This window comes from Jeotgalicoccus sp. S0W5 (assembly GCF_011634875.1).
GTDB lineage: Bacteria > Bacillota > Bacilli > Staphylococcales > Salinicoccaceae > Jeotgalicoccus > Jeotgalicoccus marinus.
On the sequence record NZ_SIRQ01000006.1, the window covers coordinates 139,586 to 162,463 of the forward strand.

Annotated in this window: 25 protein-coding genes; 7 read left to right on the forward strand and 18 right to left on the reverse strand. The window is 37.7% G+C overall.

Annotated elements, in window-relative coordinates:
- Nucleotides 1-2: 2 nt before the first annotated feature.
- From phnC to EYB29_RS08905, 11 genes are all read right to left on the reverse strand, one after another.
- Nucleotides 3-770: a phosphonate ABC transporter ATP-binding protein gene (gene phnC, locus EYB29_RS08855; RefSeq protein WP_026866759.1), complete on the reverse strand. Its 768-nt coding sequence runs from the start codon at nt 768-770 to the stop codon at nt 3-5.
- Between the two features lie 219 nt (nt 771-989).
- A complete protein-coding gene (locus EYB29_RS08860; protein ID WP_035856236.1) occupies nt 990-2,057 on the reverse strand; it encodes a PhnD/SsuA/transferrin family substrate-binding protein in 1,068 nt (355 codons plus the stop codon).
- A 97-nt stretch (nt 2,058-2,154) separates the two neighbouring features.
- Nucleotides 2,155-2,970, reverse strand: coding sequence for a PHP domain-containing protein (locus EYB29_RS08865; protein ID WP_035856234.1), 816 nt, complete (start codon nt 2,968-2,970; stop codon nt 2,155-2,157).
- Entirely contained in the window at nt 2,970-3,668 is a 699-nt protein-coding gene (locus EYB29_RS08870; protein WP_026866757.1) for a phosphonate C-P lyase system protein PhnL, read from the reverse strand. The genes EYB29_RS08865 and EYB29_RS08870 overlap by 1 nt, the downstream gene beginning before the upstream one ends.
- Nucleotides 3,669-3,678: 10 nt before the next feature.
- The gene (phnM, locus tag EYB29_RS08875) at nt 3,679-4,854 is read right to left on the reverse strand and encodes a phosphonate metabolism protein PhnM (protein ID WP_035856232.1); all 1,176 of its coding nucleotides are present in this window, start codon (nt 4,852-4,854) and stop codon (nt 3,679-3,681) included.
- A 12-nt stretch (nt 4,855-4,866) separates the two neighbouring features.
- Entirely contained in the window at nt 4,867-5,709 is an 843-nt protein-coding gene (locus tag EYB29_RS08880; protein WP_026866755.1) for an ATP-binding cassette domain-containing protein, read from the reverse strand.
- A complete protein-coding gene (locus tag EYB29_RS08885) occupies nt 5,702-6,547 on the reverse strand; it encodes an alpha-D-ribose 1-methylphosphonate 5-phosphate C-P-lyase PhnJ (protein ID WP_026866754.1) in 846 nt (281 codons plus the stop codon). The genes EYB29_RS08880 and EYB29_RS08885 overlap by 8 nt, the downstream gene beginning before the upstream one ends.
- Nucleotides 6,544-7,620, reverse strand: coding sequence for a carbon-phosphorus lyase complex subunit PhnI (locus tag EYB29_RS08890; RefSeq protein WP_026866753.1), 1,077 nt, complete (start codon nt 7,618-7,620; stop codon nt 6,544-6,546). Before EYB29_RS08890 ends, EYB29_RS08885 begins: the two co-directional genes overlap by 4 nt.
- Nucleotides 7,621-8,181 (reverse strand): phosphonate C-P lyase system protein PhnH, encoded by a 561-nt coding sequence (gene phnH / locus EYB29_RS08895; RefSeq protein WP_026866752.1) that lies wholly within the window; start codon nt 8,179-8,181, stop codon nt 7,621-7,623.
- Between the two features lie 10 nt (nt 8,182-8,191).
- Nucleotides 8,192-8,611, reverse strand: coding sequence for a phosphonate C-P lyase system protein PhnG (locus tag EYB29_RS08900; protein ID WP_026866751.1), 420 nt, complete (start codon nt 8,609-8,611; stop codon nt 8,192-8,194).
- A 152-nt stretch (nt 8,612-8,763) separates the two neighbouring features.
- The gene (locus EYB29_RS08905) at nt 8,764-9,459 is read right to left on the reverse strand and encodes a GntR family transcriptional regulator (protein ID WP_026866750.1); all 696 of its coding nucleotides are present in this window, start codon (nt 9,457-9,459) and stop codon (nt 8,764-8,766) included.
- Nucleotides 9,460-9,660: 201 nt separating this feature from the next.
- On the opposite strand from EYB29_RS08905, the gene EYB29_RS08910 reads away from it, so the two are divergent.
- Nucleotides 9,661-10,242: a xanthine phosphoribosyltransferase gene (locus EYB29_RS08910; protein ID WP_026866749.1), complete on the forward strand. Its 582-nt coding sequence runs from the start codon at nt 9,661-9,663 to the stop codon at nt 10,240-10,242.
- Entirely contained in the window at nt 10,242-11,534 is a 1,293-nt protein-coding gene (locus EYB29_RS08915) for a nucleobase:cation symporter-2 family protein (RefSeq protein ID WP_166627076.1), read from the forward strand. The genes EYB29_RS08910 and EYB29_RS08915 overlap by 1 nt, the downstream gene beginning before the upstream one ends.
- Nucleotides 11,535-11,587: 53 nt before the next feature.
- Here EYB29_RS08915 and EYB29_RS08920 read toward each other — a convergent pair whose 3' ends face one another.
- Nucleotides 11,588-12,586: an ABC transporter ATP-binding protein gene (locus EYB29_RS08920; protein ID WP_166627077.1), complete on the reverse strand. Its 999-nt coding sequence runs from the start codon at nt 12,584-12,586 to the stop codon at nt 11,588-11,590.
- A gap of 112 nt (nt 12,587-12,698) precedes the next feature.
- On the opposite strand from EYB29_RS08920, the gene EYB29_RS08925 reads away from it, so the two are divergent.
- Nucleotides 12,699-13,163, forward strand: a complete 465-nt coding sequence (locus tag EYB29_RS08925; RefSeq protein ID WP_166627078.1) for an S-ribosylhomocysteine lyase — start codon at nt 12,699-12,701, stop codon at nt 13,161-13,163.
- Between the two features lie 105 nt (nt 13,164-13,268).
- Nucleotides 13,269-13,793, forward strand: a complete 525-nt coding sequence (locus EYB29_RS08930) for a hypothetical protein (protein WP_166627079.1) — start codon at nt 13,269-13,271, stop codon at nt 13,791-13,793.
- 100 nt (nt 13,794-13,893) lie between these two features.
- Here EYB29_RS08930 and rbsK read toward each other — a convergent pair whose 3' ends face one another.
- From rbsK to EYB29_RS08955, 5 genes are read right to left on the reverse strand one after another with little or no spacing between them, the layout of a single operon-like run.
- A complete protein-coding gene (gene rbsK / locus EYB29_RS08935; protein ID WP_026866745.1) occupies nt 13,894-14,787 on the reverse strand; it encodes a ribokinase in 894 nt (297 codons plus the stop codon).
- 21 nt (nt 14,788-14,808) lie between these two features.
- A complete protein-coding gene (locus EYB29_RS08940; protein WP_166627080.1) occupies nt 14,809-15,744 on the reverse strand; it encodes a nucleoside hydrolase in 936 nt (311 codons plus the stop codon).
- Nucleotides 15,745-15,746: 2 nt separating this feature from the next.
- Nucleotides 15,747-16,679, reverse strand: a complete 933-nt coding sequence (locus tag EYB29_RS08945) for a nucleoside hydrolase (protein ID WP_371807503.1) — start codon at nt 16,677-16,679, stop codon at nt 15,747-15,749.
- A gap of 42 nt (nt 16,680-16,721) precedes the next feature.
- Nucleotides 16,722-17,321 (reverse strand): response regulator transcription factor, encoded by a 600-nt coding sequence (locus EYB29_RS08950; RefSeq protein ID WP_026866742.1) that lies wholly within the window; start codon nt 17,319-17,321, stop codon nt 16,722-16,724.
- On the reverse strand, nt 17,322-18,362 hold the full coding sequence (locus tag EYB29_RS08955) for a sensor histidine kinase (protein ID WP_166627081.1): 1,041 nt from the start codon (nt 18,360-18,362) through the stop codon (nt 17,322-17,324).
- A 115-nt stretch (nt 18,363-18,477) separates the two neighbouring features.
- Between EYB29_RS08955 and EYB29_RS08960 the strand changes: the two genes are divergently transcribed.
- From EYB29_RS08960 to EYB29_RS08970, 3 genes are read left to right on the forward strand one after another with little or no spacing between them, the layout of a single operon-like run.
- Nucleotides 18,478-19,407 (forward strand): ABC transporter ATP-binding protein, encoded by a 930-nt coding sequence (locus EYB29_RS08960; RefSeq protein ID WP_156889148.1) that lies wholly within the window; start codon nt 18,478-18,480, stop codon nt 19,405-19,407.
- On the forward strand, nt 19,407-20,459 hold the full coding sequence (locus tag EYB29_RS08965) for an ABC transporter permease (protein ID WP_026866739.1): 1,053 nt from the start codon (nt 19,407-19,409) through the stop codon (nt 20,457-20,459). The genes EYB29_RS08960 and EYB29_RS08965 overlap by 1 nt, the downstream gene beginning before the upstream one ends.
- The gene (locus tag EYB29_RS08970) at nt 20,446-21,576 is read left to right on the forward strand and encodes an ABC transporter permease (RefSeq protein ID WP_026866738.1); all 1,131 of its coding nucleotides are present in this window, start codon (nt 20,446-20,448) and stop codon (nt 21,574-21,576) included. Before EYB29_RS08965 ends, EYB29_RS08970 begins: the two co-directional genes overlap by 14 nt.
- A gap of 332 nt (nt 21,577-21,908) precedes the next feature.
- Here the strand turns inward: EYB29_RS08970 and EYB29_RS08975 are convergent, their stop codons facing one another.
- Nucleotides 21,909-22,844: an aldo/keto reductase gene (locus EYB29_RS08975; RefSeq protein ID WP_166627082.1), complete on the reverse strand. Its 936-nt coding sequence runs from the start codon at nt 22,842-22,844 to the stop codon at nt 21,909-21,911.
- Between the last annotated feature and the right edge of the window lie 34 nt (nt 22,845-22,878).

The following is a 22,878-nucleotide window of genomic DNA, read 5'->3' on the forward strand; positions in this document are numbered from 1 at the left end:
ACCTACTCCATAATTAAGTCATCGAAATCTGTTCCATAAATCTTCTGAATGACTTCCTTATTTATTTCGTTTGGATGACCGTTAAAGACCACTTCACCACTATTTAAGCCAATAATTCTGTCAGAGTAATTCTTAGCTACATCCACTTGGTGAAGGTTAACGATTACTGTGATACCTTTTTCATTACAGATTTTTCTTAAGTGTTCCATAATGATTCTAGAAGAGCTCGGATCTAGTGAAGCAATCGGCTCATCACAAAGAATAATTTTCGGCTTTTGAACAAGCGCACGAGCAATTCCCACTCTTTGCTTTTGTCCACCTGATAATTCGTCACAGCGCTTATATATATGATCTTGAATACCAAGCTCCGTAATAATATCTAGTGCTTCTTCTTTTTCCGACTCTGTATACATTGAAAAAATACCTTGAATGGAGTTTTTATAACCCAATGTACCGTGTAAGACATTTTCAAAAACTGACAGGCGATCCACTAGATTATAGTGTTGGAATATCATACCGATGTTCGTTCTCATCTTACGCAGTTCTTTACCTTTGATTTTAGTAATATTTTTATTATCAAAATCAATCTTTCCTGAAGTCGGTTCAATCATGCGGTTGATAGATCTAAGAAGTGTAGACTTACCAGCTCCTGATGGCCCTATAATCGATAACAATTCACCTTTTTTGATATCAAAGTTTACATCCTTTAGAACTGTTTTACCTTTAGAATATTCCTTATTTAAGTTTTCGATAGACATGATGACAGGCATTTGTTTGACTTCTTCTTTACTTGCTACCTCTACTGTCTCTCCTGTTACTTCTGGATCCTCGTCAAATGAAATGAGCACATCGTCAGTTGCCTTCTTATTGAAATCTGTTTTTGTCTTTTGTTCTTCTTTTAATTTATTATCCACCGCCATGGATGACGTCCTCCTATGTAAAAAGAGGGGGAATCCCCTCTTTAAATAAATATTATCTTTTCGATTAGATTATTCTGCGCTTAATTCTCTGATTGGGTCGAACCACTCATCTTCAACAACTACGAAACGCTCGTCAGCTGATTTTGTGAATAGACCGCCTTCTTCTGAATCTTCAGGAACGAAAATGTTTTCATTGTTTGCAACTTCATCAGATGCGAATACTTCACGTAATTCTTCAACTGTTTCAGAACCTAATGTACTTTCATTAGCAATAAATGGTGCATTAAGTACTGGTGTAGCTGAAATGATTCCGAACTGCTCTCCAACTAAGTTAGAGAATGGATCTGCAGCACCTTCAGATACTTCATAGATTGCACCAGGTGTATTTTCTTCACCTTCAGCAAGTTCTACATAGTTTTCAACACAAGTGTCACAGAACGCTGCAATTTCAGCTCTGTCGTTAATCAAGTTAACTGCTGAACCTTGGTGAGTATTACCGAACATTACTTGGTCAAAGAAACGACCGCTTTCTGCAAGGTCTTCCTCAGTTAAGTCTGCATACTCATCAGTTTCTGAGAAATGATTTAGAATTGTAGAAGTAGGTACTCTAAATCCTGATGTAGATGAAGTTGATACGAATGAGAAGTTTTTACCTGGGAACTCATCGATTGAGTATTCTCCTTCACCAGTTTCGAACTGTTCCATGTTGTCGACCTTAGTTGCAAACCAGCTGTAGTATAAAGCATCTTCTTCAGTACCAGATGGACCAGATGGTACAACTAATGGAGTAATATTGTCGTTACGTTCTTTTGCTTGTATGTATCCTTCTGCACCAGTAAATGCAAGGTCAGCATTGTCGTTTACAATACTTTCAATTGCAATTGCATAGTCAGTTGTAAGTTCATGTTCAACAGTTCTGCCTGTTGCTTCCTCAATAATGCTTCCAATCTCGTCACGAGCATCAGCAAGTTCGTTACCTGATTCATTTGGATACCAAACTAAGTTGATTGGCTCATCACTGTTTTCACTAGCATCTGCTGTATCCTCTTCTGTTGATTCTTCTTCGTTGCCACTACCACATGCTGCTAAAATTAATACCAAAGTTAAACCGAGAAATAGATTGAGAAACTTCTTCATTTTCAAACTCCTTTAGTGAATTTAATTACATAATTTATTAAATGATATTTCGCTTGGTAAGTAAATGTGATTTACAGCTATTTAACAGATGTTTATATTATCTAAATAATGCCTCTGTTTTACTTAATAATTCATCGTCTAAGCCAATGTCTACAGTGGCTCCAAAGTCACCATGGTAGTCAGATCCACCTGTAATAAAGAAGTCATATTGTTCAACCAGAGCATCAACTTTTTCATAATCCATCTGATCATGGTCAGGATGATATTTTTCAACACCATCGATTAGTTCTGCGTTCTCTTCAATCAAATCATAACTATTTAATTGTCCTGGGTGCGCAATGACTGCATAACCATCGTCCGCTCTAATCGCTTTTAAGGCTTCAATAGCATCGACATATTCAATGTCTCCACTAGCTGGTCCCTTGTTCTTAAACAAGGTACGGTACTTCGTTGTGTAGCGTGCATTGGTATAATGTTCATCACAAATTGCATGCATAATATGCTGTTTATAGATGACACCAACAGGTCCAACTGTTGCCATAACCTTGTCCATATCCACATCAATACCGTAATTTTTAATCTGTTCAATCTGCCAGAGTGAATGTTGATGACGTCTGTTAAGTAAAGGAACTGTTAATTTTTTAATATTTGGAGCATCTAAATTGTAGTTATAGCCTAAAATATGCACTTTTCTGTCTCTCTTAAAGTCATAGGCAGAGATTTCTATACCAGGAATTAAGTCGATACCTATGCTTTTTGCAAATGGTAGCGCTTCATAATATGTCATATTTGTGTCATGATCGACGAAGCTTAACATTGACACGTCCTCTGCTTTAGCAAGATCTAACACTTTATTTACATTGTCTTTACCATCGGAAAAGTTACTATGCACATGCAGATCTATTTTAGACACTATACAGCACGCTCCTCTATTGTTTTTGTATTCATGTCATACACCTTTGTACATAAACCGTCCATAAATTCAAGGTCATGGAAGATACCAATTAAGGTCGTTCCACCATCGATTAACTTAGAAATAGTCTCTCTCACCTTTAACTTCGATTTTTCATCCAGTGATGCCGTCGGCTCATCGAGTAATAATAGTCTTGGTTTTTTTACGATGGCACAAGCAATGTTCAATCTTAGTTTTTCTCCACCAGAAAACGTATTTGGATAGTTGTGCCACAAAGCTTCAGGAATATCAAAGTGTCTAAGGGCTTCTTTTGCCTCTGTTTCAGCCGCTTCCTTATCGACCCCCATCTCTAGCATTGAGTTAATAACAAGTTCTAGCGTTGTTGTTCTAGGCATAACTTTTAAAAACTGAGACACGTAACCTATTTCATTTGTGCGAAGACTGATTAAGGCGCGGTCAGTAATACCGTGTAAGTCGACTTCACCAAAGGCTTTTGAGTCGTAAGTGACCGTCCCGGAAGAGGGTTTATAGGTCCCGTAGATGCTTTTTAGAATCGTTGATTTCCCGCTACCACTCTCTCCGACGATACCTAGAAATTCACCTTTTTTTACATCGAATGACACACCCTCGATCGCTGTTCTCGTTTGATCTAAATGATGAATGGTGAAAGATTTACTGAAATCTTTAATGCAGATCATATTGTCCCTCCTAATCTATTCTGTAATGGTATTGGCTGACGATTTTACCATTGACGATACATTCTGTAATCGTCGGATAGTCATCGTGTAATCTAATGATGTTAATGTCTGCTTTTTTCCCTGTTTCTAATGAACCAATTTCTTCATCCATCTGGACTGCTTTTGCTGGATTAATAGTAATTAATTTAAAGGCATCAACAAGTGGATAATCCGCTTCGTTGTGAAGCTTAAATACTGAATGCAACATGGCTGCAGGATAATAATCACTACATAAGATTGAAATGCAGTTTTCTAAGATGGCATCTTTAGCATTTAAATTTCCTGAATGCGATCCACCTAGCATGATATTTGGTGCACCAGCAAGCGTGTACAGTCCCTTGTTATTTGCATACTTAGCCACTTCCATCTTTATAGGGAATTCACTGATTGTCGTATCTAGACATTCATTAAAATCAATCTTTTCAATCGTATCGTCATCATGAGACGCAACCGCAACATTTTTTGACTTTGCAAGTGCTGCAAGCTCCTTCATATCCTCTATAGAGAGGCGGTCCATCTGACGCTTTTCATCTATTTGGCGATCGATTTCTTCATCCGTTATGTTTTGATAACCCTTCATTGTATGACGGTAAGTCTCAATGTCTCTGTACTGACCTTGCCCTGGCGTATGATCCATGAAACTCAACAAGTGAACACGCTCATTTTCAAGGTGGTCCATGATCGTGTCTTTCATTTCGACTGCATCAAGTTCAAAGCGAGCATGCATGCGATGCCTAATCAAACGCTCTTCATTGTGCGTTCTATGAATAGCATGAATGAGTTTATTCACATTTTCCGGCTGACGCACTGGCTTATGACCAAAGAGATCTTCCTTATAGATTGATAATGAATGAAACATCGTCGTAATCCCGTGTGAACTTAAAATACGTTCTGATTCTTTGATACCAATGTTAAAGTCCATGACTGTCGTCGGTCTTGGTGCGATAATGCCTTCAATATAATCTGAATGAATATCGATAAAGCCCGGGCTCACATAGCCCCCTTCAGCATCGATGACCTCTTCATCTGAAGTCAGCTCTAATTCTGACATTGGGATGATGTTTTGGATTTTATCCTGTTCAATAATGACTGCATGATTTTCTAAAACTTCGCTTTCAGTAATGACACTACCGTTTGTAATGATCAACTGTTTCACCTCTTATAAGATTGAGTAGACGAGCTGTTGTGTATATTCGTGTTGTGGATCCTCTAGAATTTGATCGGTAATACCGTGTTCAATCACTTGGCCATCGAGCATGACCATGGTGCGGTCACATAACATGCGAATGATTGCAAGATCATGGGAAACGACAATCATGCTCACACCCATATCTCTTTGAATTTCCTTAATTAACTCGAGTACATCTGCTTGGACAGATAAGTCTAGACCTGTTGTCACTTCATCTAGTAAAAGAATCGGTGGATAGTTAGATAAGGCTTTGGCGATTTGAACACGCTGCTGCATCCCACCTGAGAAATTTTTAGGTGCTTCGTATTTACGACGGAGCGGAATATTTACCTTGTTTAAAAAGTGATCCGCGCGGTCTGTCATTTGACCGACGTTACGGTTACCACTGGCAATTAATTTTTCTGCAATGTTCGTCACAGATGAGAAATCCATCTTTAGACCGAGCATAGGATTCTGGTAGACCATACCGAGCTGTTCATTTCTAATCTGTCTTTTTCTTTGACTACTTACTAAAAATACATTGTCTTCAGCATTTGGATCTTCTGGTAAGACATAAGTCCCAGTTGAAGCTTCCTGGTCAAAATACAACATTTTCATCAAGGTACTTTTACCGCTTCCACTTTCACCAACAACACCGAGGATTTCTCCTTCGTACAAGTCAAAAGAAACATTTTTAACTGCATGTACAGTATTACAATGTGGGCACATATTCTTTTGTAGTTCAGCGCTGTCATCTTTACAGTAGTCGCAGCCGTTGCCAAACTGTTTTGATAAATCTTTTATGGATAAAACAACATCATCAGTTTTATGCATTGACGCTATCCTCCTCGTTCAATTTCTCAAGCATATAAGACGTATCATTCGTCACATAGTAAGTTTCACCAGTCTCTTCATCGACTAATTCATCCATGAATACACCAGTTAAACCTGACTCGCGACAAATTTTGTCAGAGAAGTCTTCGACTTCAAATGGATAGTCTTCAAAAGCTAATGATTCAACATCTGTATACGGTGGAACGGCGTGAATTTTCTTCTCACGACCTGCACCGAGTAGAATCAAACCATCGTTTTGATGCATCTTCGGATTATCGAAACGTGGAATCGGACTTGGTGCCATGACATATCTGCCGTTGACCATCACTGGATAGTCTGCATCATCTGTAATGTGGCCGTGTCTCATAATCTGCTCAAATAATTTAATGTAAGCACCGCTGTATTCCTTATCGCCGTGAAGTAATTTTGTCTTTCTTTCACTTGGCTCAACCGGTCTTAATGGTTCTGGCATCGGCACTTGTAGCACTAAAATTTGAAAAGGCTTTAAAGGTACTTCAGGAATACGGTGACGTGACTGAATTAAAGTAGCTTCTGCTGTATGAATCGTTTCTTTGACACTTGTTGTATTCTGCACAAGATTTCTAATATTGACTGCATTGACAGATTCATCTGAACCTTGGTCAATCACTTTAAGGACATCTTCCTGTCCAATAAGTGATAATGTGAGCTGAAGGCCGCCCGTTCCCCATCCTCTGGCAATCGGTAATTCACGAGAGGCAAATGGCACTTGGTAACCTGGAATGGCAATTGCTTTTAAAGTCTTTCTTCTAATTTCTTTTTTTGAATGTTCATCTAAGAATGCGAAATTTTGACTCATTTTTGGTCCTCCCTACCTTGACGCATGCGGTCTAGTTTCGATTGGAACGTCACATAGTGTGGTAGCTTCAAGTGAGAAATGAAACCGGTAGATTCAACAGAATCGATATGGAACATAATGAATTCATCATCTGACGTTGGTACACCGTCTATTGGGTGTTCTAGGCTATAATCAAGCACACTCATAGCAATTGCCTTTGTTTCATTTTGTCCAAATACTAGGCCGTATCCAATTTTAATTAGCATGTCTTCGTCAGCAGTTGTTTGATCATCAGCAACGTCTGGCATAAAGCCATCAATCTCTGTCATTTCAAAGTCTCCGATAAAGTACTCACCGTACTCATCATCAATATCGACAAATACTGGCTGCTGACCGACTCGACATTCTCCGATGTTAGGGTGAGATGTAAAACCATAGCCACGAATTTCAGCATAACCTAGAGAAGTCACAGCACCTGTCTGACCACGTGTGAGTGCCTGTAGTCTTTGACTTCTTGTACTTGGAAACTCGATAGATTTTTTAGTGATGTCATCTGGTTCATCATTGTTTTCTTCATCTCTTACAAATAAACCTTCTTTTTCTAAATAATCGATGACCTTAGGTAATTTATATAATTTATAGTTGTATCCCACTTCTTTATAGCTGATGTCTTCAAGTGGACCTTCTGATAATTCCTTTAAAGAATCGTCAAGTAGTCGATGCGTAAAGTCTGGTGATGCACCGAGTATCTGACCCCCTGGAATGTCTTTAAAGCTTGCCGAAATTCTACGTTCAACAAACATATCTCTCGTATCTGTAATGGTTGAATAGTATAACCTTGGTAGTGTTGAACGATGCGCTCTCATTAGGAAGACAGCTTCCTCCATATTGCCTTCAGCTTGCTTGATGGCAAGTGCAGCTGTATCTCTATCATAGAAACTTGCTTCACTCATGACTTGGTTGATGAGCTGACGCATGTTTGTTTTAATTTTTTCAACTTCTATATCAATGCCTTCTTCTAGGCGTCTGTTCTTATATAAAAGTACAGAATTGTTAATCGCATGTGCGCCACCCTTTACAGCAACGTAACCCATCTATGCCACCTCCACTTTCGTCGTTCTAGGAATCATCATTGCCCGATTTTCCTTATCGGTAAGAATGATATCCAATCCTAAAGGAAACTCTTTACACGCTTCGTTTCTTAATGATATCCATTCATGCTCTATAGCGATGTTAACTTTTGTCTCGTCTTTAATACCTGGACCACTAAAGATATATGATTCTCCTGAAGTAACGCTGTCTACTTCAATGATTAAAGTTACCGACTTTTCAGGTGAAATTAATACACCGTGAGCAGTTTCTGTGAAATATTCTTCCTTTAAATCTGCTGCTTGCAAGACAATAAAATCAGTCTCTTTTAATGAATCAATTGACTTCGCACCAGTTAGCACCTTAATTTCCTTATCCATTGCCTCATCTGGTGTTATAAAGGAAATTTCATTATCAAAAAGCGTCATCGTAGTCAGTAAAGTGGCATTGGAAAAATCTGAGTAATTCTTTACTTCTTCTTCAATAAGTTCAATATGTCCTGGTCGACTTGTAATATTCACAAGTTGACGGTAAACAGCTTGGGTCGTATGTACTATAGTCTTCACTGATATCCTCCTAATCGTTCATCATGTCGAAGCTGACTTTAGTTTGTAAAATACGTTCTGTACGTTCTTTTACATTCTCGTCTTCAATAGCGCTTAGTTTTTCGATCATCATGTTAAATTCTTCTGTAAATTCACTGCATTTATTTACTAAATCGATGAAACTTAAGGCAAGAGAAAATGTTTCATCTTCACCTTTGATCAAACCAACACCGACTGTTTGTCCACTTCTTATCTTTGTTTCAGTGATCAATACTTCACCTATGTAGAACAAAGAATTTTGAGCGTGCTCTCTCATCTTCACCATTGTGAGTCCAAGCTCGGGACCACTGATCACTTCAAAGTCTAAGTCGTTTTTATGAGTTTCAAAAAATTCAATTGCTTCATCTCTTCCGTATCTTGCTATAAGTGCTGACCATTCTTTTCTTTTCATGTCACACCCTCCTATGTCATTAACAATAACTTGTTGCCAAGTTACAAAAGTTTAGACTTAGTAAAGTAATGTAAAGCTTATGTTTAGGATTGTAGATATAAGATAAAAAAGCCGATATAAACTCATCAATAGAGTTTATATCGGCTTTAGGCTTAACCTTCATCAGATAACTTATGCTTGAATAAATCACTTCTATATAATATTTTCACTTTTTCTAAGCATTGGTTTGTTGAAGTATCATAGGTTGAAGTTTCAAATACAATAAGTGGTACAAGTTCACTGCATTTTAGCATTTCCATCACTTCAAGTGTCGCAAACTGAGCAGATACTGTGCGGTCGCGACTTGTCAGATTCGTATGCCCCTTACTTTCGAAAAAGGTATACACAGATTGCAACTGGTTTTTCTCTTCATATATATTAGGAAATATATCCGTTCTAATGTAAGAAATATGGATGGCACATGGCACATTATCAACAATTCTTAAACGTGAAACCTTAAACGCTTTTTTTCCTTCGAAGGTCATCTCATCCGTATAATCTGCATGTATAACTTTACTTTCATATGGAATGTTTTGAGCTTCCATCTTCTTTGAAAAACTACTTGCACCGGTCACTGTAAAATCAATGACAGGTAAGGGTCGATTCACAAACCTTCCTACGCCCTGTCGACTATGGACACTACCCATCTTCTCAAGTTGAACTAGCGCATTCCTTGCATCAATTCTCTTAGACTTAAACTGATCAGCAAGCTGATTTTCACTTGGTAGCTTATCTCCGGGTGCGAGCTGTCCATTTAAAATCATTTCTTGGACTGAAGTACGTATTAAAGTTTCTTTAGAAATATCCACGCTTTAAGACCGCTCCTTTTTTCATCTAGATTAATTATACATTGTTCAAATCTATCAATCTAACAATAACAATTCACGAATGTTTATAATTTTTATTTTAAAATAAACATAAATATAGGAACTATTTTAAATTTAACTATTGTAAAGTTCGTTATTTCTGTTAATATATATACATTCATAGAAATAAAGGAGACTTCACTAATGGATTTACTTAAACAACAGATTTTAGAGCAAGGTACTGCCTTATCGGATAATGTACTCAAGGTAGATAGATTTCTAAATCATCAAATCGATCCAAAACTTATGGTCGAAATCGGTAAGGAATTTTATCGTATATTTAAAGATGAAGGTATTACTAAGGTTTTAACACTTGAATCTTCAGGTATTGCGCCTTCTGTTATGACGGCTTTAAATTTTGATGTACCTGTTGTATTTGCTAGAAAGAGAAAGTCATTAACCCTATCTGATAATCTCTTAAGTGCTCAAGTATTCTCTTATACTAAGCAGGAAACAAACATGATTAGTGTGTCAGATCAGTTCATTACAGCTGATGATAAGGTATTAATCATTGATGACTTCTTAGCAAATGGTGAGGCTGCCAATGCTCTGATTAGTTTAGTCGACCAGGCAAATGCAAAAGTTGTCGGTATTGGAATCGTTATTGAAAAATCATTCCAAAGTGGTGCAACAATTTTAAAAGAAAAAAATTATAGAGTAGAATCATTAGCAAGAATTGAATCATTAACAGATGGCACAATCACTTTTAAAGAGGATAAAAACTAATGGCATCTAATATTGAATCTCATGCAAAAGATTTTTCACTTGGACTTCAGCACGTACTTGCCATGTATGCAGGTGCAGTCATTGTGCCCCTTATTGTTGGTAATGCGATTGGCTTAACGCCAGTACAATTGACGTATTTAATTGCCATAGACATTATGATGTGCGGGGTCGCAACGATTCTGCAAGTTTGGAAGAATAAGTTCTCAGGTATCGGATTACCTGTTGTACTTGGTTGTACCTTTACCGCTGTAGGACCAATTATCAACATTGCCAATACATATAGTGTACAATCTGTTTATGGGGCAATATTAGTTTCAGGTTTACTTGTTGTCGTTATTGCACCGATTTTTAGTAAACTCATTCGCTTCTTTCCACCTGTTGTTACGGGGACTGTTGTTACAGTTATAGGAATTACATTGATGCCTGTTGCTTTTAATGACCTAGCAGGTGGTCAAGGCGCCGAAGACTTCGGCGCTCCAATCAACTTATTTTTAGGTTTCTCAACTTTAATTATTATTTTAATCATCTTAAAATTTGCTAAAGGATTCTTTGGTTCTATCGCAATCTTAAGTGGGATTATTGCGGGTACTGTACTAAGTTCTTTCTTTGGTCTTGTTGATTTTAAACCTATACTTGATGCATCTTGGTTACATTTACCTCATGTCTTTTACTTTGGTACACCAGAATTTCATATACTACCGATATTAACGATGACCTTAGTTGCGATGGTCAGCTTAGTGGAATCGACTGGTGTTTATTTTGCCCTTGGAGAAATTACAAAGAAAGAAATTAAAGGGGAAGACTTAAAACGTGGTTACCGTGCAGAAGGTATTGCGATTGTCTTAGGTGGTTTAGTGAATGCTTTTCCTTATACAACCTTCTCTCAAAATGTCGGCTTGATACAAATATCCGGTGTTCGTAGAAACAAAATCATCTACATTGCGGGTTTGATGCTCATCATTTTAGGTCTCGTTCCAAAAATTGCGGCACTTACACTGACCATTCCGGGTCCAGTTCTCGGTGGTGCTATGATCGCAATGTTCGGTATGGTTATCAGTGCAGGCATTAAGATGTTGTCACGTATTGACCTTAACCAACAATCTAATATGCTAATCGTTGCAGTTTCAGTCGGTATGGGGCTCGGTGTTACAGTTGTTCCTGATTTATTCTCTGCCCTACCTGAAAACCTGTCTGTCATTACTTCTAGTGGTATTGTCATGGGGAGCTCAACCGCTATTCTCCTAAACGCAGTATTTAACTTCAGGTCGATCGTTAATGCAAGAGATTTCTAGATATATAGTAAATGGAGAGGTTCCGATTACAGTCGGAACCTCTCCTTTTTGACTTAATATAGAGCAATACCATTTTCATCAAAATGATGAAAGTTTCCACTATCAAAACCGATAGTGATTTCTTGCCCCCTATTGATATCATGCTGACCTGGCCATTTAGCATAAAGAATTCGATCCTTAAATTTAAAGGTTAATAAGGTGTCCACCCCGAGCTGCTCAACACTGTCGACTCTAACCGTATAAGTACCACCTTGTCTTACATTCTCAGGTCGAATGCCAACTTCGTAACCAGTCGTCATCCCTAAATCTTCAGCTTTAATAATATTCATCTTAGGTATGCCGATAAACTCCGCAGTGAACCGGTTAGCGGGTTGATTATACAAATTAATCGGTGTATCAACTTGTTGAATCTGACCATCGTGTAGGACACATATTCTATCACCCATTGTCATGGCTTCTGTCTGATCATGCGTCACATAGATCATCGTTAGGTTCAGTTCTTGTTGTAGTAATTTAATCTCTCGACGCATATGTGTTCTGAGCTGCATGTCTAAGTTTGACAACGGTTCATCCATCAAGCACAAGGGCATACGACTGACCGCCGCTCGAGCTAAGGCGACTCTTTGTTTCTGTCCGCCCGAAAGCTGTTTGGGTTTTCTTCTTAATAGACCATCTATACCTAATATGTTAACCGTGCGTTTTAATCTATCCTTTTGTTCATCTTTACTAATCTTTCTTGTCTTTAAGCCAAACAAAATATTTTCTTCAACTGTCATATGCGGATACAGGGCATAGTTTTGGAATACCATGGATATATTTCGGTCTTGCACAGCAATATCATTGATTTCTTTTCCATCTATTAGAATGCTGCCTGCTGTAATTTCTTCAAGGCCAGCAAGCATACGAAGGAGTGTTGTTTTACCTGAGCCAGAAGGCCCAACTAAAACGAAGAATTCTCCACTATTGATGGTTAAGTTTATATTCTTTAACACATGGTTTTCTTTTGTCCCATAGCGTTTTGATATATTTTTAAACTCTATATTTACACTCATACCAACCGCTCCTTATCATTACTTTAATTATACAGAAGGTCATGGATTGTTGCGACTTGTCTTCATGCTATAATAAAATTATATTATGTAATTTTAAAGGAGCTGACTCATTATGAAAAAAATGAACGTTGAGAGTTTCAATTTAGATCATACAAAAGTTGCTGCACCTTATATTAGACTTGCAGGTACAAGTGAAGGTGAACACGGTGATGTAATCTACAAGTACGATATCCGCTTTTGCCAGCCAAATAAGGAACACATGGATATGCCTCCCCTACATTCCATCGAGCATTTAATGGCTGAAAATATTCGTAATCATCACGACCGTGTGGTTGATTTAAGCCCGATGGGCTGCCAGACTGGTTTTTATTTATCAGTCTTAAATGATGATGATAAGAATGGCATTGAAAATGTGATGGAGAAAACATTAAATGATGTTTTAGAAGCTAAAGAAGTACCCGCTTGTAATGAAGTACAGTGCGGTTGGGCAGCGAGTCATAGCTTAGAAGGTGCTAAGGAAATCGCTCAAAAAATGTTAGCTGACAGAAATGAATGGGGTACAGTTTTCGCTGAATAGACACACTTTTAGGCCGCTCTTTACCTAGAGTGGCTTTTTTTATTTACATCAGTTAAAGTGACGGTTAAGATAAGTTGAATAAGGATATTAGAAAGAGGTCTTACTATGATTACACCTATATGGTTAATGTGGATGATTACGCCTGTGGCATTTATCTTCATTCCATTCAAATTATTGATTGATTGGTTTTTAATCTACCTACCACTCGGTAAAGAATATAATCGTAAAGAAATTACAGTCAAAGCATCATGGAAAATTTGGTTAACCGACATAGGTGCTCACCTTATAGCGACTGGTTTACTATATGCGACACTCTATATCGACCCACTGTTTAGATCAAATCCGTCATCTTTTGATGAAGTTAAAGAGATAAGTAATAATACACCTGACTGGATTGTCGGCTTATTTGAAGGATTGATTGCTAATCCATTCGACAGCATCTTCAGTGCTGCTGTAGTTTTAATTCTATTTTTAGTTCTTATCCTAGGGCAATACCAGCTTACAAAGAAAGTCTATGCTAAATATATCCAAGACGATAAGCAAATTATCAAATCGAGCATTATTTCTACGCTCGCTATGGCACCTTGGATTATTTTAATTCCAACTGCCTTGTTTACATCTATAGTATAGAAACATATTAAAGCCCCCTTTCTTCAATTTAATTTGGAGAAAAAGGGGGCTTGTTTTTATTATGCGAAATCATTTATTTTCTGAGTTCATGAGGGACGTCTTACTTCTTCGCACTTTCCATCTTCTCGAGTACCTTATCTAGCGTTGGCATGGCTGCTTGGGCTCCAAATGATTCAACACTGATTGATGCTGCAACATTGGCAAAGTTACAACTTTCCTCAAGTGATTTCCCTTGTGCAATATAAGACACGAAGGCACCGTTGAAGCAGTCACCAGCGCCTGTGGTATCGACTACTTTTGCTTTCATCGTGGGCACGGTAACCTTATATGCATCTACTGTGTAATAACATCCTTTACTTCCACTTGTAACCACAAATTTGTGAGCATAGTTATGAAGTAATCCTGGATGTGCCTCAGCAAGTTGAGTCAGTTCAATTTGATTTGGTGTAATGTATGTGCTGTGTTCTAAAATTTTGTCTGTCAACGCTTGTGCGGGTGCTGGATTCACCACTAGGTCAATTTTATTTTCACCACAAACTTCAGCAACATAGTCAACTGTTTCCATTGGAATCTCCAACTGAGTAACGACCATATCACTGTTTAGAATCGCTTCTTTGTGCTTATCAATCACTTCTTTTGTCATAGATGCATTGGCCCCTGGCACAATAATAATCGTGTTATCCATGGGATTTACTGTAATCATGGCGATGCCACTTTCCTTATCACCTATCATTTCAATATTCTCTACGTTAATGCCTTCATTTTTTAAATTGGCAATCATTTCTTGGCCGAAAACATCATTTCCTACTCTGCCGATAAAGGTCACATCACAGCCAAGACGGGCTGCAGCGACGGCTTGGTTGGCACCTTTACCACCACATAGGGTTGAAAATTTCTGACCAGTAAGTGTTTCTCCGATTTCTGGGTGTCGTTCTGAGGTAACGACTAAATCCATATTTAAACTGCCGATTATTGTAACTTTTGGCCCAGTCATGATTCATTTACCTCCAAGGTTTTAAAGATTCTCTAATTTATCTAATAAGATTTTCTGAAATTTATCAAGCTCAAGGTCTGTTAATAAGGTGACATTGCGACCTTCTTCTGGCGCTGTATGTCTGAGGTCGCATACGGTCATACCACGGTTAATGCCATCCGTACAGTCAACATCAACACTGACTTGTTGTCCTGTAAAGATCTCAGGGTTTGTTATATAGATGATTGCAACAACATCATGGATATGAACGAGATCACTATTAATGTAAGCCGGTGAGTCAAAGTAGAAATTCAACATATCACCAAAGGCGTGTTGAATTTTCTTATCACTATCGTATAATTCCTTCACTTGTTCACGGTTTAAACCACTTTTATGCGTCACATCTAAACCACACATTACTATAGGAAGATTAGAATCGAAGACCATTTTGGCAGCTTCAGGGTCTCCCCATATATTAAATTCAGCTGTCGGCGTTCTATTGCCGTAAGTACCTCCACCCATGATTACAATTTTTTCTATTTTGTTATTTACCTCTGGGAAGACTTTTAACAGTAAAGCAATGTTGGTTAAAGGACCAACTGGTACAAGGGTCATTTTTTCACCCTCTGGTAAGTTCATGATTGTGTCTCTCATGAAGACTATTGGATTTCCTGGCTCTACAGTTTTAGATGTTTTTGGTAATACTGTATCACCTAAGCCTGTTGTTCCATGAACATGTCCAGCATCTACTTTTTCACGCGTTAAGGGACCGACTTGTCCACTGACTACAGGAACATCTAAATTTAAGAAATCCGTTAAAAGCAGTGCATTATTTGTGACTCTCTCAATTGTTTGATTGCCTGCAACAGTCGAAATTCCATGAACGTTTAGAACATCTTGACTTGCAGCACAGGCTGCGATTGCGATTGCATCATCGATTCCCGGATCACAGTCTATCCATAAGTTTGTTTTTGTCATAATTACACCTCACCATAAGATTCTAATACTGCCTCAAAGACATTCCAAAATTCATCTTGATCTACTGACAAAGCAAAATGTGTATTCGCTTGTAATCCAGTGACATTTAATTTATCGACAGCAGTCATACCATAAGAAAATTCACCTTTAGTTTCAATGCTGACATTGAGATGCTGCATTTCAAAAAGTTCAGGTTTCATTAAATACATTGTTGTACATGCATCGTGAATAGGCCCACCATTAAAACCGAAGTGATCTTTATAGGCTTGGCCAAAGAAGATGAGTAATTCTTTGACGAATTGTGCGATTTCGTTATCGATCTTACCGACACGTTCAACAATATCTGGAGTAGCAATTACCTGATGTGTGACATCTAGGCCAAACATAGCAATCGGAATGCCACTTTCAAAAACCACCTTAGCCGCTTCTGCATCGACATAAATATTAAACTCTGCAGCTGGTGTCCAGTTACCGAAGGTTCCACCACCCATCAAAACAATTTCATCGATGTTTTCTTTGATCTCTGGTGCTTTTATTAGAGCCATTGCAATATTCGTTAATGGACCTGTTGGCACAAGCGTCACTTTCTCTTTTGAGCGTTTAACTTGGTCAATGATAAAGTCAACAGCGTGGCCTTCTTTCACCGTCATCGTTGGTTCTGGTAATTCAGGGCCATCCATACCTGTGTCCCCATGAATTTCCGGCGCAATTTCTGACTGTTTCACTAGTGGGCGCTCTGCACCTTGAACGACTGGTACTTCTAATTTCAAAAGTTCAGAGACTTTCAGTGCATTTTGTGTATTCTTTTCAACTTCTACATTACCTGCAACAGTCGTAATACCTAAAATATTTAAATCACTTTTCTTAGATGCTGCAATAATTATAGATACTGCATCATCATGTCCTGGGTCACAATCTAAAATTACATTCCTCATTATAATCTCTCCATTTTTTCTTTTTTATATAGTATGAGCCGATTAATTTTTATAATAATACACAGCAAGCTGTGTTCGGTCTCTTAAATCAAGTTTTGTTAACATCTGTGAGATATAATTTCTTACTGTACCCTCACTTAGATATAAGCGTTCTGATATTTCTTTATTATTTAAACCTTCTGCTACCAGTTCAATAATATCCTGTTCACGCGTGGATAATTCACCGAGAGACTTGGATGTCGACGTTGCCGACATATTTTTAACGATATTACTATCAAATACCATATTACCGGATAAGACAGCATCTATGGCTGGAATAATACCTGTTAAGTTATCCTTTAGTAAATAACCCTTACAGCCCATACCAAGTGATTGATGAATATATTCATCATCCTTAAATGTTGTTATCAAAAGTATCTTGGCATCACTGAATTCTTCTAAGATTTCTTGACTCGCTTCTAAACCGGACTTATTTCTCATTCTAATATCTGTCATTAACAAATCAGGTTGATAAGTTCGATACAATTCAATAGCTTCCTGACCATCTGAACCTGTCCCTATTACTTCATAGTTAGAATTATTGACGATTGTCGATAAGGCAGATACGACTAATGGATCATCATCAACGATTATTATCTTCATCTAGTTAGCCCCCTCCTTATAAAAAATCGCATGGACGGTAAAACCTTGGTCGTTGAATGTGTTTAGTACTCCTCCATATTTCATTACTACTTCTTTCATTGTTTGAATACCCATACCCTTATTCGGCACAGCCTCCGATGTCCCATTATCTTTGATTGTCATAGTTAAATACTTCGGATGTTCCTTGATAATCACACTAATTTCGTCACCATTTGAATGTTTAGTGATATTGGTAAGAGACTCCCGTACAATGGCCAAAATATCGATTTTTTCTTCTTGCTTAAATTCTCGATTAACATCAAAAACGAAATGTGTTTCGAAATTTTCCATGTCACTTAAATACTGTTCAATTCTTGCCTCGATATCAATCGAAGTATCATACAGATGATGAATACTATGGCGTATGTCGTTCATTCCCGTCTTTAAGCGGTCTTGTAGCATCTTTAATGATTGCTTTAATTCCGCTTCATCATTGACGAATTGTAGAGATTCAATTAATAGAATACTCGATGATAAAGAGTGTCCGAGCGCATCATGCATGTCTCTTGCAATCCGATTTCTTTCATTTAATCCCGCTAAGTATATGTCTTTTTCATGGTTTTTCATGAGTTCATTACGCTGAGCCCTTAGTCTAATATTATCCTCGGTGAGCTGGTCTCTCATATTTCTGTTCTCTTTTGTTCTTCTTTCTAATTTTAATGATAAAAAAGATAGGTACATCAGTAATACACTAAATATTAAAAGAACCCATTCCGAAAGTAAGAAGAGTGGGATGAATCCAACGATACTGTAAGGGCCGACAAGTTGTAAGAGCACATAAATCGCCCCTGGAATAAAGTAAACGAAATGTGTGTCCAAAATTAACAGCATAAACATGATGATAACAGAGAAATAGGCTATGTATGTTGTCTTAAATACATCTGATACAAAAAATAGTATAAATGACACAAGTACGATAATCACTGATGCTTCACTTTCAGCATACAGATAATAAATCAGTAAGATCAAAAAAGTCATCATCTTTTCATTTAAGTTTCCCACCGTTTCACCTCACAATATGACATTTGTCACTTGATATCATGACCAAAGACACTAACAGAAGATTCATTCCTATTATAAACTTAAATTAATCAATATTACACAGGGAGGAAATATTATGATTTCTGTCGACAAGGTCGTTAAACGCTATAAGGATGTTATTGCATTAGACCATTTTTCATTTCATGCAGGAAAAAATGAAATTGTAGGCTTACTCGGTCCGAACGGTTGTGGTAAAACAACTGCAATTAATTGCATGTTATCCCTCCTAAAATTCGATCAAGGTACGATTGAATTATTTGGACAGCCTGTAAATCCAAATAATAATAAAACAAAAGCGAGAATTGGGATCGTGCCACAAGAACTCGCTATTTTTGAAAAACTAAATGTCGTAGAAAACGTCGATTTCTTCTGTGGGCTGTATGTAAAAAATCCAGCGAAACGAAAAGAACTAGTCGATGAAGCCATTAACTTTGTAGGACTTGAAAAATATAGAAAGTTTACCCCAGGTCACCTATCAGGTGGTTTGAAGCGTCGCCTTAATATCGCATGTGGTATCGCACATAAGCCGGATATCTTATTTTTAGATGAACCGACTGTCGCCGTCGATGCCCAGAGTCGTAATTTCATTTTAGATGGCGTAAAAAAGATGAAGGATCAGGGCACAACAGTGATATATACAACCCACTATTTAGAAGAGGCAGAAGACCTATGTGATTCGTTTGTCATCATGGATAATGGGCGAAATATTGCTGCTGGTTCTTTAGAAGACTTACAGAATTCTATATCCACTACAGAAAGTATCACCGTTAAGTTCATCTCAGAACCAGACAATCTAAAGGAATTGTTGGAGAATATTAAAAACGTCAATCAAGTCATTAAATCCAACAATACCTATAACATCCAATTCGATAAAAACAATAACAATCTAACGAATTTGATTCACTTTATCGAAGAAAATTCTCTGACTTATACAGAAATACGAAGTGAACAACCATCTCTAAGTAATATCTTCCTGGAGCTAACAGGTAAGGAGTTGAGGGACTAATGAATCTCTTACGTTTAACCAAGTATTTACTGTTAATTAACTTTAAGGATTTCGGCTTCCTTTTTTGGACGATTGCTTATCCTCTCGTCTTGGTAACAATATTCATGGCAACCACAGCTAACCTTGGTAGTAATGAGCTATCTGACATTGATGTCGGCGTCGACAGTCAATATGAATATACTGCTGTCTTAGAAGAAATTGAATTTATAAATGTTCAAGAGATGACCGAGTCAAATGCACGAACCGACTTATCTGACGAAGCAATCACTGGATATATTAGTTCAGATGGAAGCCTTCTTGTAGAAGGTAGTGGTTTTGAACAAACCGTCTTAGAATCTGTTTTAAATCAAGTTCACCAAACTGGTACACTCGGAGTTTCACCAGAAAACTTTAATTATGAAACTGACTTTATTCAAACAACGGATATGGATACTGAGCCTCAAGTGGTAATGTTCTACTCGACGATAGCAATGATTTCACTCTATACCATGTTCACGAGTATGGAGCTTATTTCATCGATGAGACCGAACCTGTCTACTATGGGTGCCAGATTTTCTGCCAGCCCATTTTCTAAGTCGCTCTATATTTTAGCAAGTTCACTAGCCTCTCTCGTGTTAGGACTGTTTTCATCAGGAATTGTCATCGGCTTCTTGATGATATTCTATCAAGATAATTTGTTTAATAATCTACCTGCAACACTTGGAATCGTGCTTGCCGCGAACTTTGCCGGTCTAGGATTAGGTTACATTATCGGTTTAACACCGAAAGTAAATATAAATGTGAAATCTATCTTCCCTGTCGTACTCATTGTTGGCCTAGCATTTCTAGCGGGTCTTATGGGTCCTGGCTTAAGAGGCATGATCAATCAACAAGCACCTTTGATTAACCAGCTTAATCCACTTGCACACATTACTGATTCGATTTACCGAGTCAATTTGATGGGGAATTTTGATGGCTATTGGATGACTATTTTGTACCTTGTTGGTATCACTCTTGTCTCAGCCTTGATTACACTTGTCGCTTTAAGGAGGAAACAATATGACAATATTTAGAGTAATTCTCCTACACTTTTGGAAGTATAAGTGGCTGATCTTGCCACTTGCTATCGTGTTCTTCTTAATTGCAGCGATGTTCAGTCAATTTTCTGATCAAGGAGAGTTCGAATCACAGTCACTTAGAATCACTGTCGTTGATTATTCAGAATCTGAAAGTTCAGAGGCTTTAATCGATTATTTAGAACATGGCAATCAAGTAGAAGTTGTCAATGACAAAGCACGTTCAACATTAGAAGAAGCGGTGTTCCTTTCAGAAATTCACGGGGCGATTATTATTGATCCTAACTTTGAGGACCTCGTTCAACAAGGTGATGCTGCAGTTGAAATCATTAGTGATGAACGAGCGACAGCAAGTACTCAATTAGAGACCGAGATATCAAAAGTACTCATGTTCATGAATGCGCAATATAACGAATTAGGTCAACTCGATACAGAACAACTCGATACAGCATTAAATGAAAGAGTTGAAGTGTCTTTAAATGATGATGGCTTAGCAAGCAGTGAAGAAAACTATAACAATGCTGCTGCTTATTCTAACTTTGCTGCTTACTGGCTTATGTTACTGTTGATGTTAACGATCGGTAACTTGATGTCTGAGTACAATAAACCAGAGTTACAAAAGCGTATTATTGCAGCACCAGTATCATCTACCTCTAGCGCCATTCAAATTTTATCCAGTCAGTCTCTTGTCGGTATATTTGCAACACTCATCATGTTCTTTGGACTCGTCGGTTTATATTATGACCGTTTAGATGGTATACCACTAGGTAAGATACTCGTCGCTCTACTATTGATTACGCTATTTACACTCGCCATGCAATTTGCCATTAATGCACTGACAACAAACCGCTTCATGGTCAATGGGCTCGCGAATCTAATCACCCTAGGATTAGCCTTTATGTCAGGTATATTCGTACCAATAGAATTGTTCGGAGATACTGCAAGACGAGTCGCAGAGTTCCTACCGCTTTACCACTATACACAGATTTACGGTGCCTCAGACATCACTTGGTCAGAGACCATACCGTCAATCGCAGTGTTGCTCCTATACACTGTAGCTTTCTTGATTATTGGAATTATTTTCAACAATCAACGGAAAAGTACACAGTTATGATGAAGTTATCAGGGTTAGGATAAAATTCCTAGCCCTTTTTTCTATAAGTCCACTGTATTCGGGTGAGTTGTGGAAATTTCTCCATGATTTTTCTATAAGTCGGTGGCTTCTACGGCACATGTAGAATTTTTGGTCACTTTTTTCTATAAGATGCTAGTTTTGATGATACTTATAGAACTTTAAACCCCTTTTTTCTATAAGACCCTAGTTTTGATGATACTTATAGAAAAAAGCGCACCGACTCCTTGGGAAGTATCGTCATCGTGAGTATTCAGGCTCACGTGACGCCCCAGGAAACGAAGTGCGCTTTTTATAATAGACTAGCAACCAAGCTATTTACTAAACAATTCATCTATAAATTCAACATCTTCTGGATCTAAGTCAATTTCTGCCGCTCTCATGTTTGCTTTAATTTGTTCACCTTTTTTAGCACCAGGAATAATCACATCTAATGATGGTCTAGTGAAGTAAAATGCAAGTACAATCTGTGCAACATCTTCACCGTATTTTTCTGCTAAGGATTTTAATTGATCAACTTTAGCCAAGTTCTCCTTAAACGTATCTTCCTGGTAGAACGGAAGGTTGGCTCTTAAGTCATCAAATTTTGTATTTTCATCATACTTCCCTGCTAACAAGCCTGCAGCTAAGGGGAAGAAAGGAATGAAGGTAATGTTGTTATCTGCAGTATATTGTAAAATTCCATCCTCTGCTTCTCTATTAAAGAGATTATATTCATTTTGAATGACGTCTACATAACCATCTTGGTTCGCTTCTTTAAGTTGTTCTAAAGAAAAATTTGAGACACCAATCGCCTTAATTCTTCCTTGTTCTTTTAATTCTTGTAAGGCTGAGACTGCCTCATTTTTCGGTGTTTTATCGTCAGGATTGTGAATATAAAATAAATCTATATAATCAGTGTCTAATCTTTCTAGCGCTTCATCTACGGCTTGACGAAAAAATTCTGGTGAATTATCAACAAACATTTCTCCGTTGTCATCATAGTTCTGTGCTGCTTTAGTCGCAACAACAATATCTTCACGATTATATTCTTTTAATACTTCACCAATTAGTTCCTCAGAACGCTTAGGGCCATATATAAAAGCGGTGTCTAACATAGTTACGCCTGCATCAATTGCTTCTCTAACTGTATTTTTCCCCGCTTCTTCATCAACATCTTTGTATAGGTTATGTCCACCTACAAAGTTTGTCCCAAGTGCAATTGGGTGTACAGCAACTTCTGATTTACCTAATGAAACGAATTCTGCCATGAGTGTACCTCCTAAGTTTTGTGTGAATCATTAA

What these genes read in the sequence shown, in the direction of transcription:
- EYB29_RS08940 (WP_166627080.1), bottom strand. Translation starts at nt 15,744, where the DNA reads ATGACAAAAACAAACTTATGGATAGACTGTGATCCGGGAATCGATGAT.
- EYB29_RS08925 (WP_166627078.1), top strand. Translation starts at nt 12,699, where the DNA reads ATGAAAAAAATGAACGTTGAGAGTTTCAATTTAGATCATACAAAAGTT.
- EYB29_RS08900 (WP_026866751.1), bottom strand. Translation starts at nt 8,611, where the DNA reads ATGAAAAGAAAAGAATGGTCAGCACTTATAGCAAGATACGGAAGAGAT.
- phnC (WP_026866759.1), bottom strand. Translation starts at nt 770, where the DNA reads ATGCCTGTCATCATGTCTATCGAAAACTTAAATAAGGAATATTCTAAA.
- rbsK (WP_026866745.1), bottom strand. Translation starts at nt 14,787, where the DNA reads ATGACTGGGCCAAAAGTTACAATAATCGGCAGTTTAAATATGGATTTA.
- EYB29_RS08950 (WP_026866742.1), bottom strand. Translation starts at nt 17,321, where the DNA reads ATGAAGATAATAATCGTTGATGATGATCCATTAGTCGTATCTGCCTTA.
- EYB29_RS08885 (WP_026866754.1), bottom strand. Translation starts at nt 6,547, where the DNA reads ATGAGTCAAAATTTCGCATTCTTAGATGAACATTCAAAAAAAGAAATT.
- EYB29_RS08920 (WP_166627077.1), bottom strand. Translation starts at nt 12,586, where the DNA reads ATGAGTGTAAATATAGAGTTTAAAAATATATCAAAACGCTATGGGACA.
- EYB29_RS08915 (WP_166627076.1), top strand. Translation starts at nt 10,242, where the DNA reads ATGGCATCTAATATTGAATCTCATGCAAAAGATTTTTCACTTGGACTT.
- EYB29_RS08870 (WP_026866757.1), bottom strand. Translation starts at nt 3,668, where the DNA reads ATGATCTGCATTAAAGATTTCAGTAAATCTTTCACCATTCATCATTTA.
- EYB29_RS08970 (WP_026866738.1), top strand. Translation starts at nt 20,446, where the DNA reads ATGACAATATTTAGAGTAATTCTCCTACACTTTTGGAAGTATAAGTGG.
- EYB29_RS08960 (WP_156889148.1), top strand. Translation starts at nt 18,478, where the DNA reads ATGATTTCTGTCGACAAGGTCGTTAAACGCTATAAGGATGTTATTGCA.
- EYB29_RS08975 (WP_166627082.1), bottom strand. Translation starts at nt 22,844, where the DNA reads ATGGCAGAATTCGTTTCATTAGGTAAATCAGAAGTTGCTGTACACCCA.
- EYB29_RS08910 (WP_026866749.1), top strand. Translation starts at nt 9,661, where the DNA reads ATGGATTTACTTAAACAACAGATTTTAGAGCAAGGTACTGCCTTATCG.
- EYB29_RS08890 (WP_026866753.1), bottom strand. Translation starts at nt 7,620, where the DNA reads ATGGGTTACGTTGCTGTAAAGGGTGGCGCACATGCGATTAACAATTCT.
- EYB29_RS08965 (WP_026866739.1), top strand. Translation starts at nt 19,407, where the DNA reads ATGAATCTCTTACGTTTAACCAAGTATTTACTGTTAATTAACTTTAAG.
- EYB29_RS08945 (WP_371807503.1), bottom strand. Translation starts at nt 16,679, where the DNA reads ATGAGGAATGTAATTTTAGATTGTGACCCAGGACATGATGATGCAGTA.
- EYB29_RS08930 (WP_166627079.1), top strand. Translation starts at nt 13,269, where the DNA reads ATGATTACACCTATATGGTTAATGTGGATGATTACGCCTGTGGCATTT.
- EYB29_RS08880 (WP_026866755.1), bottom strand. Translation starts at nt 5,709, where the DNA reads ATGCATAAAACTGATGATGTTGTTTTATCCATAAAAGATTTATCAAAA.
- EYB29_RS08860 (WP_035856236.1), bottom strand. Translation starts at nt 2,057, where the DNA reads ATGAAGAAGTTTCTCAATCTATTTCTCGGTTTAACTTTGGTATTAATT.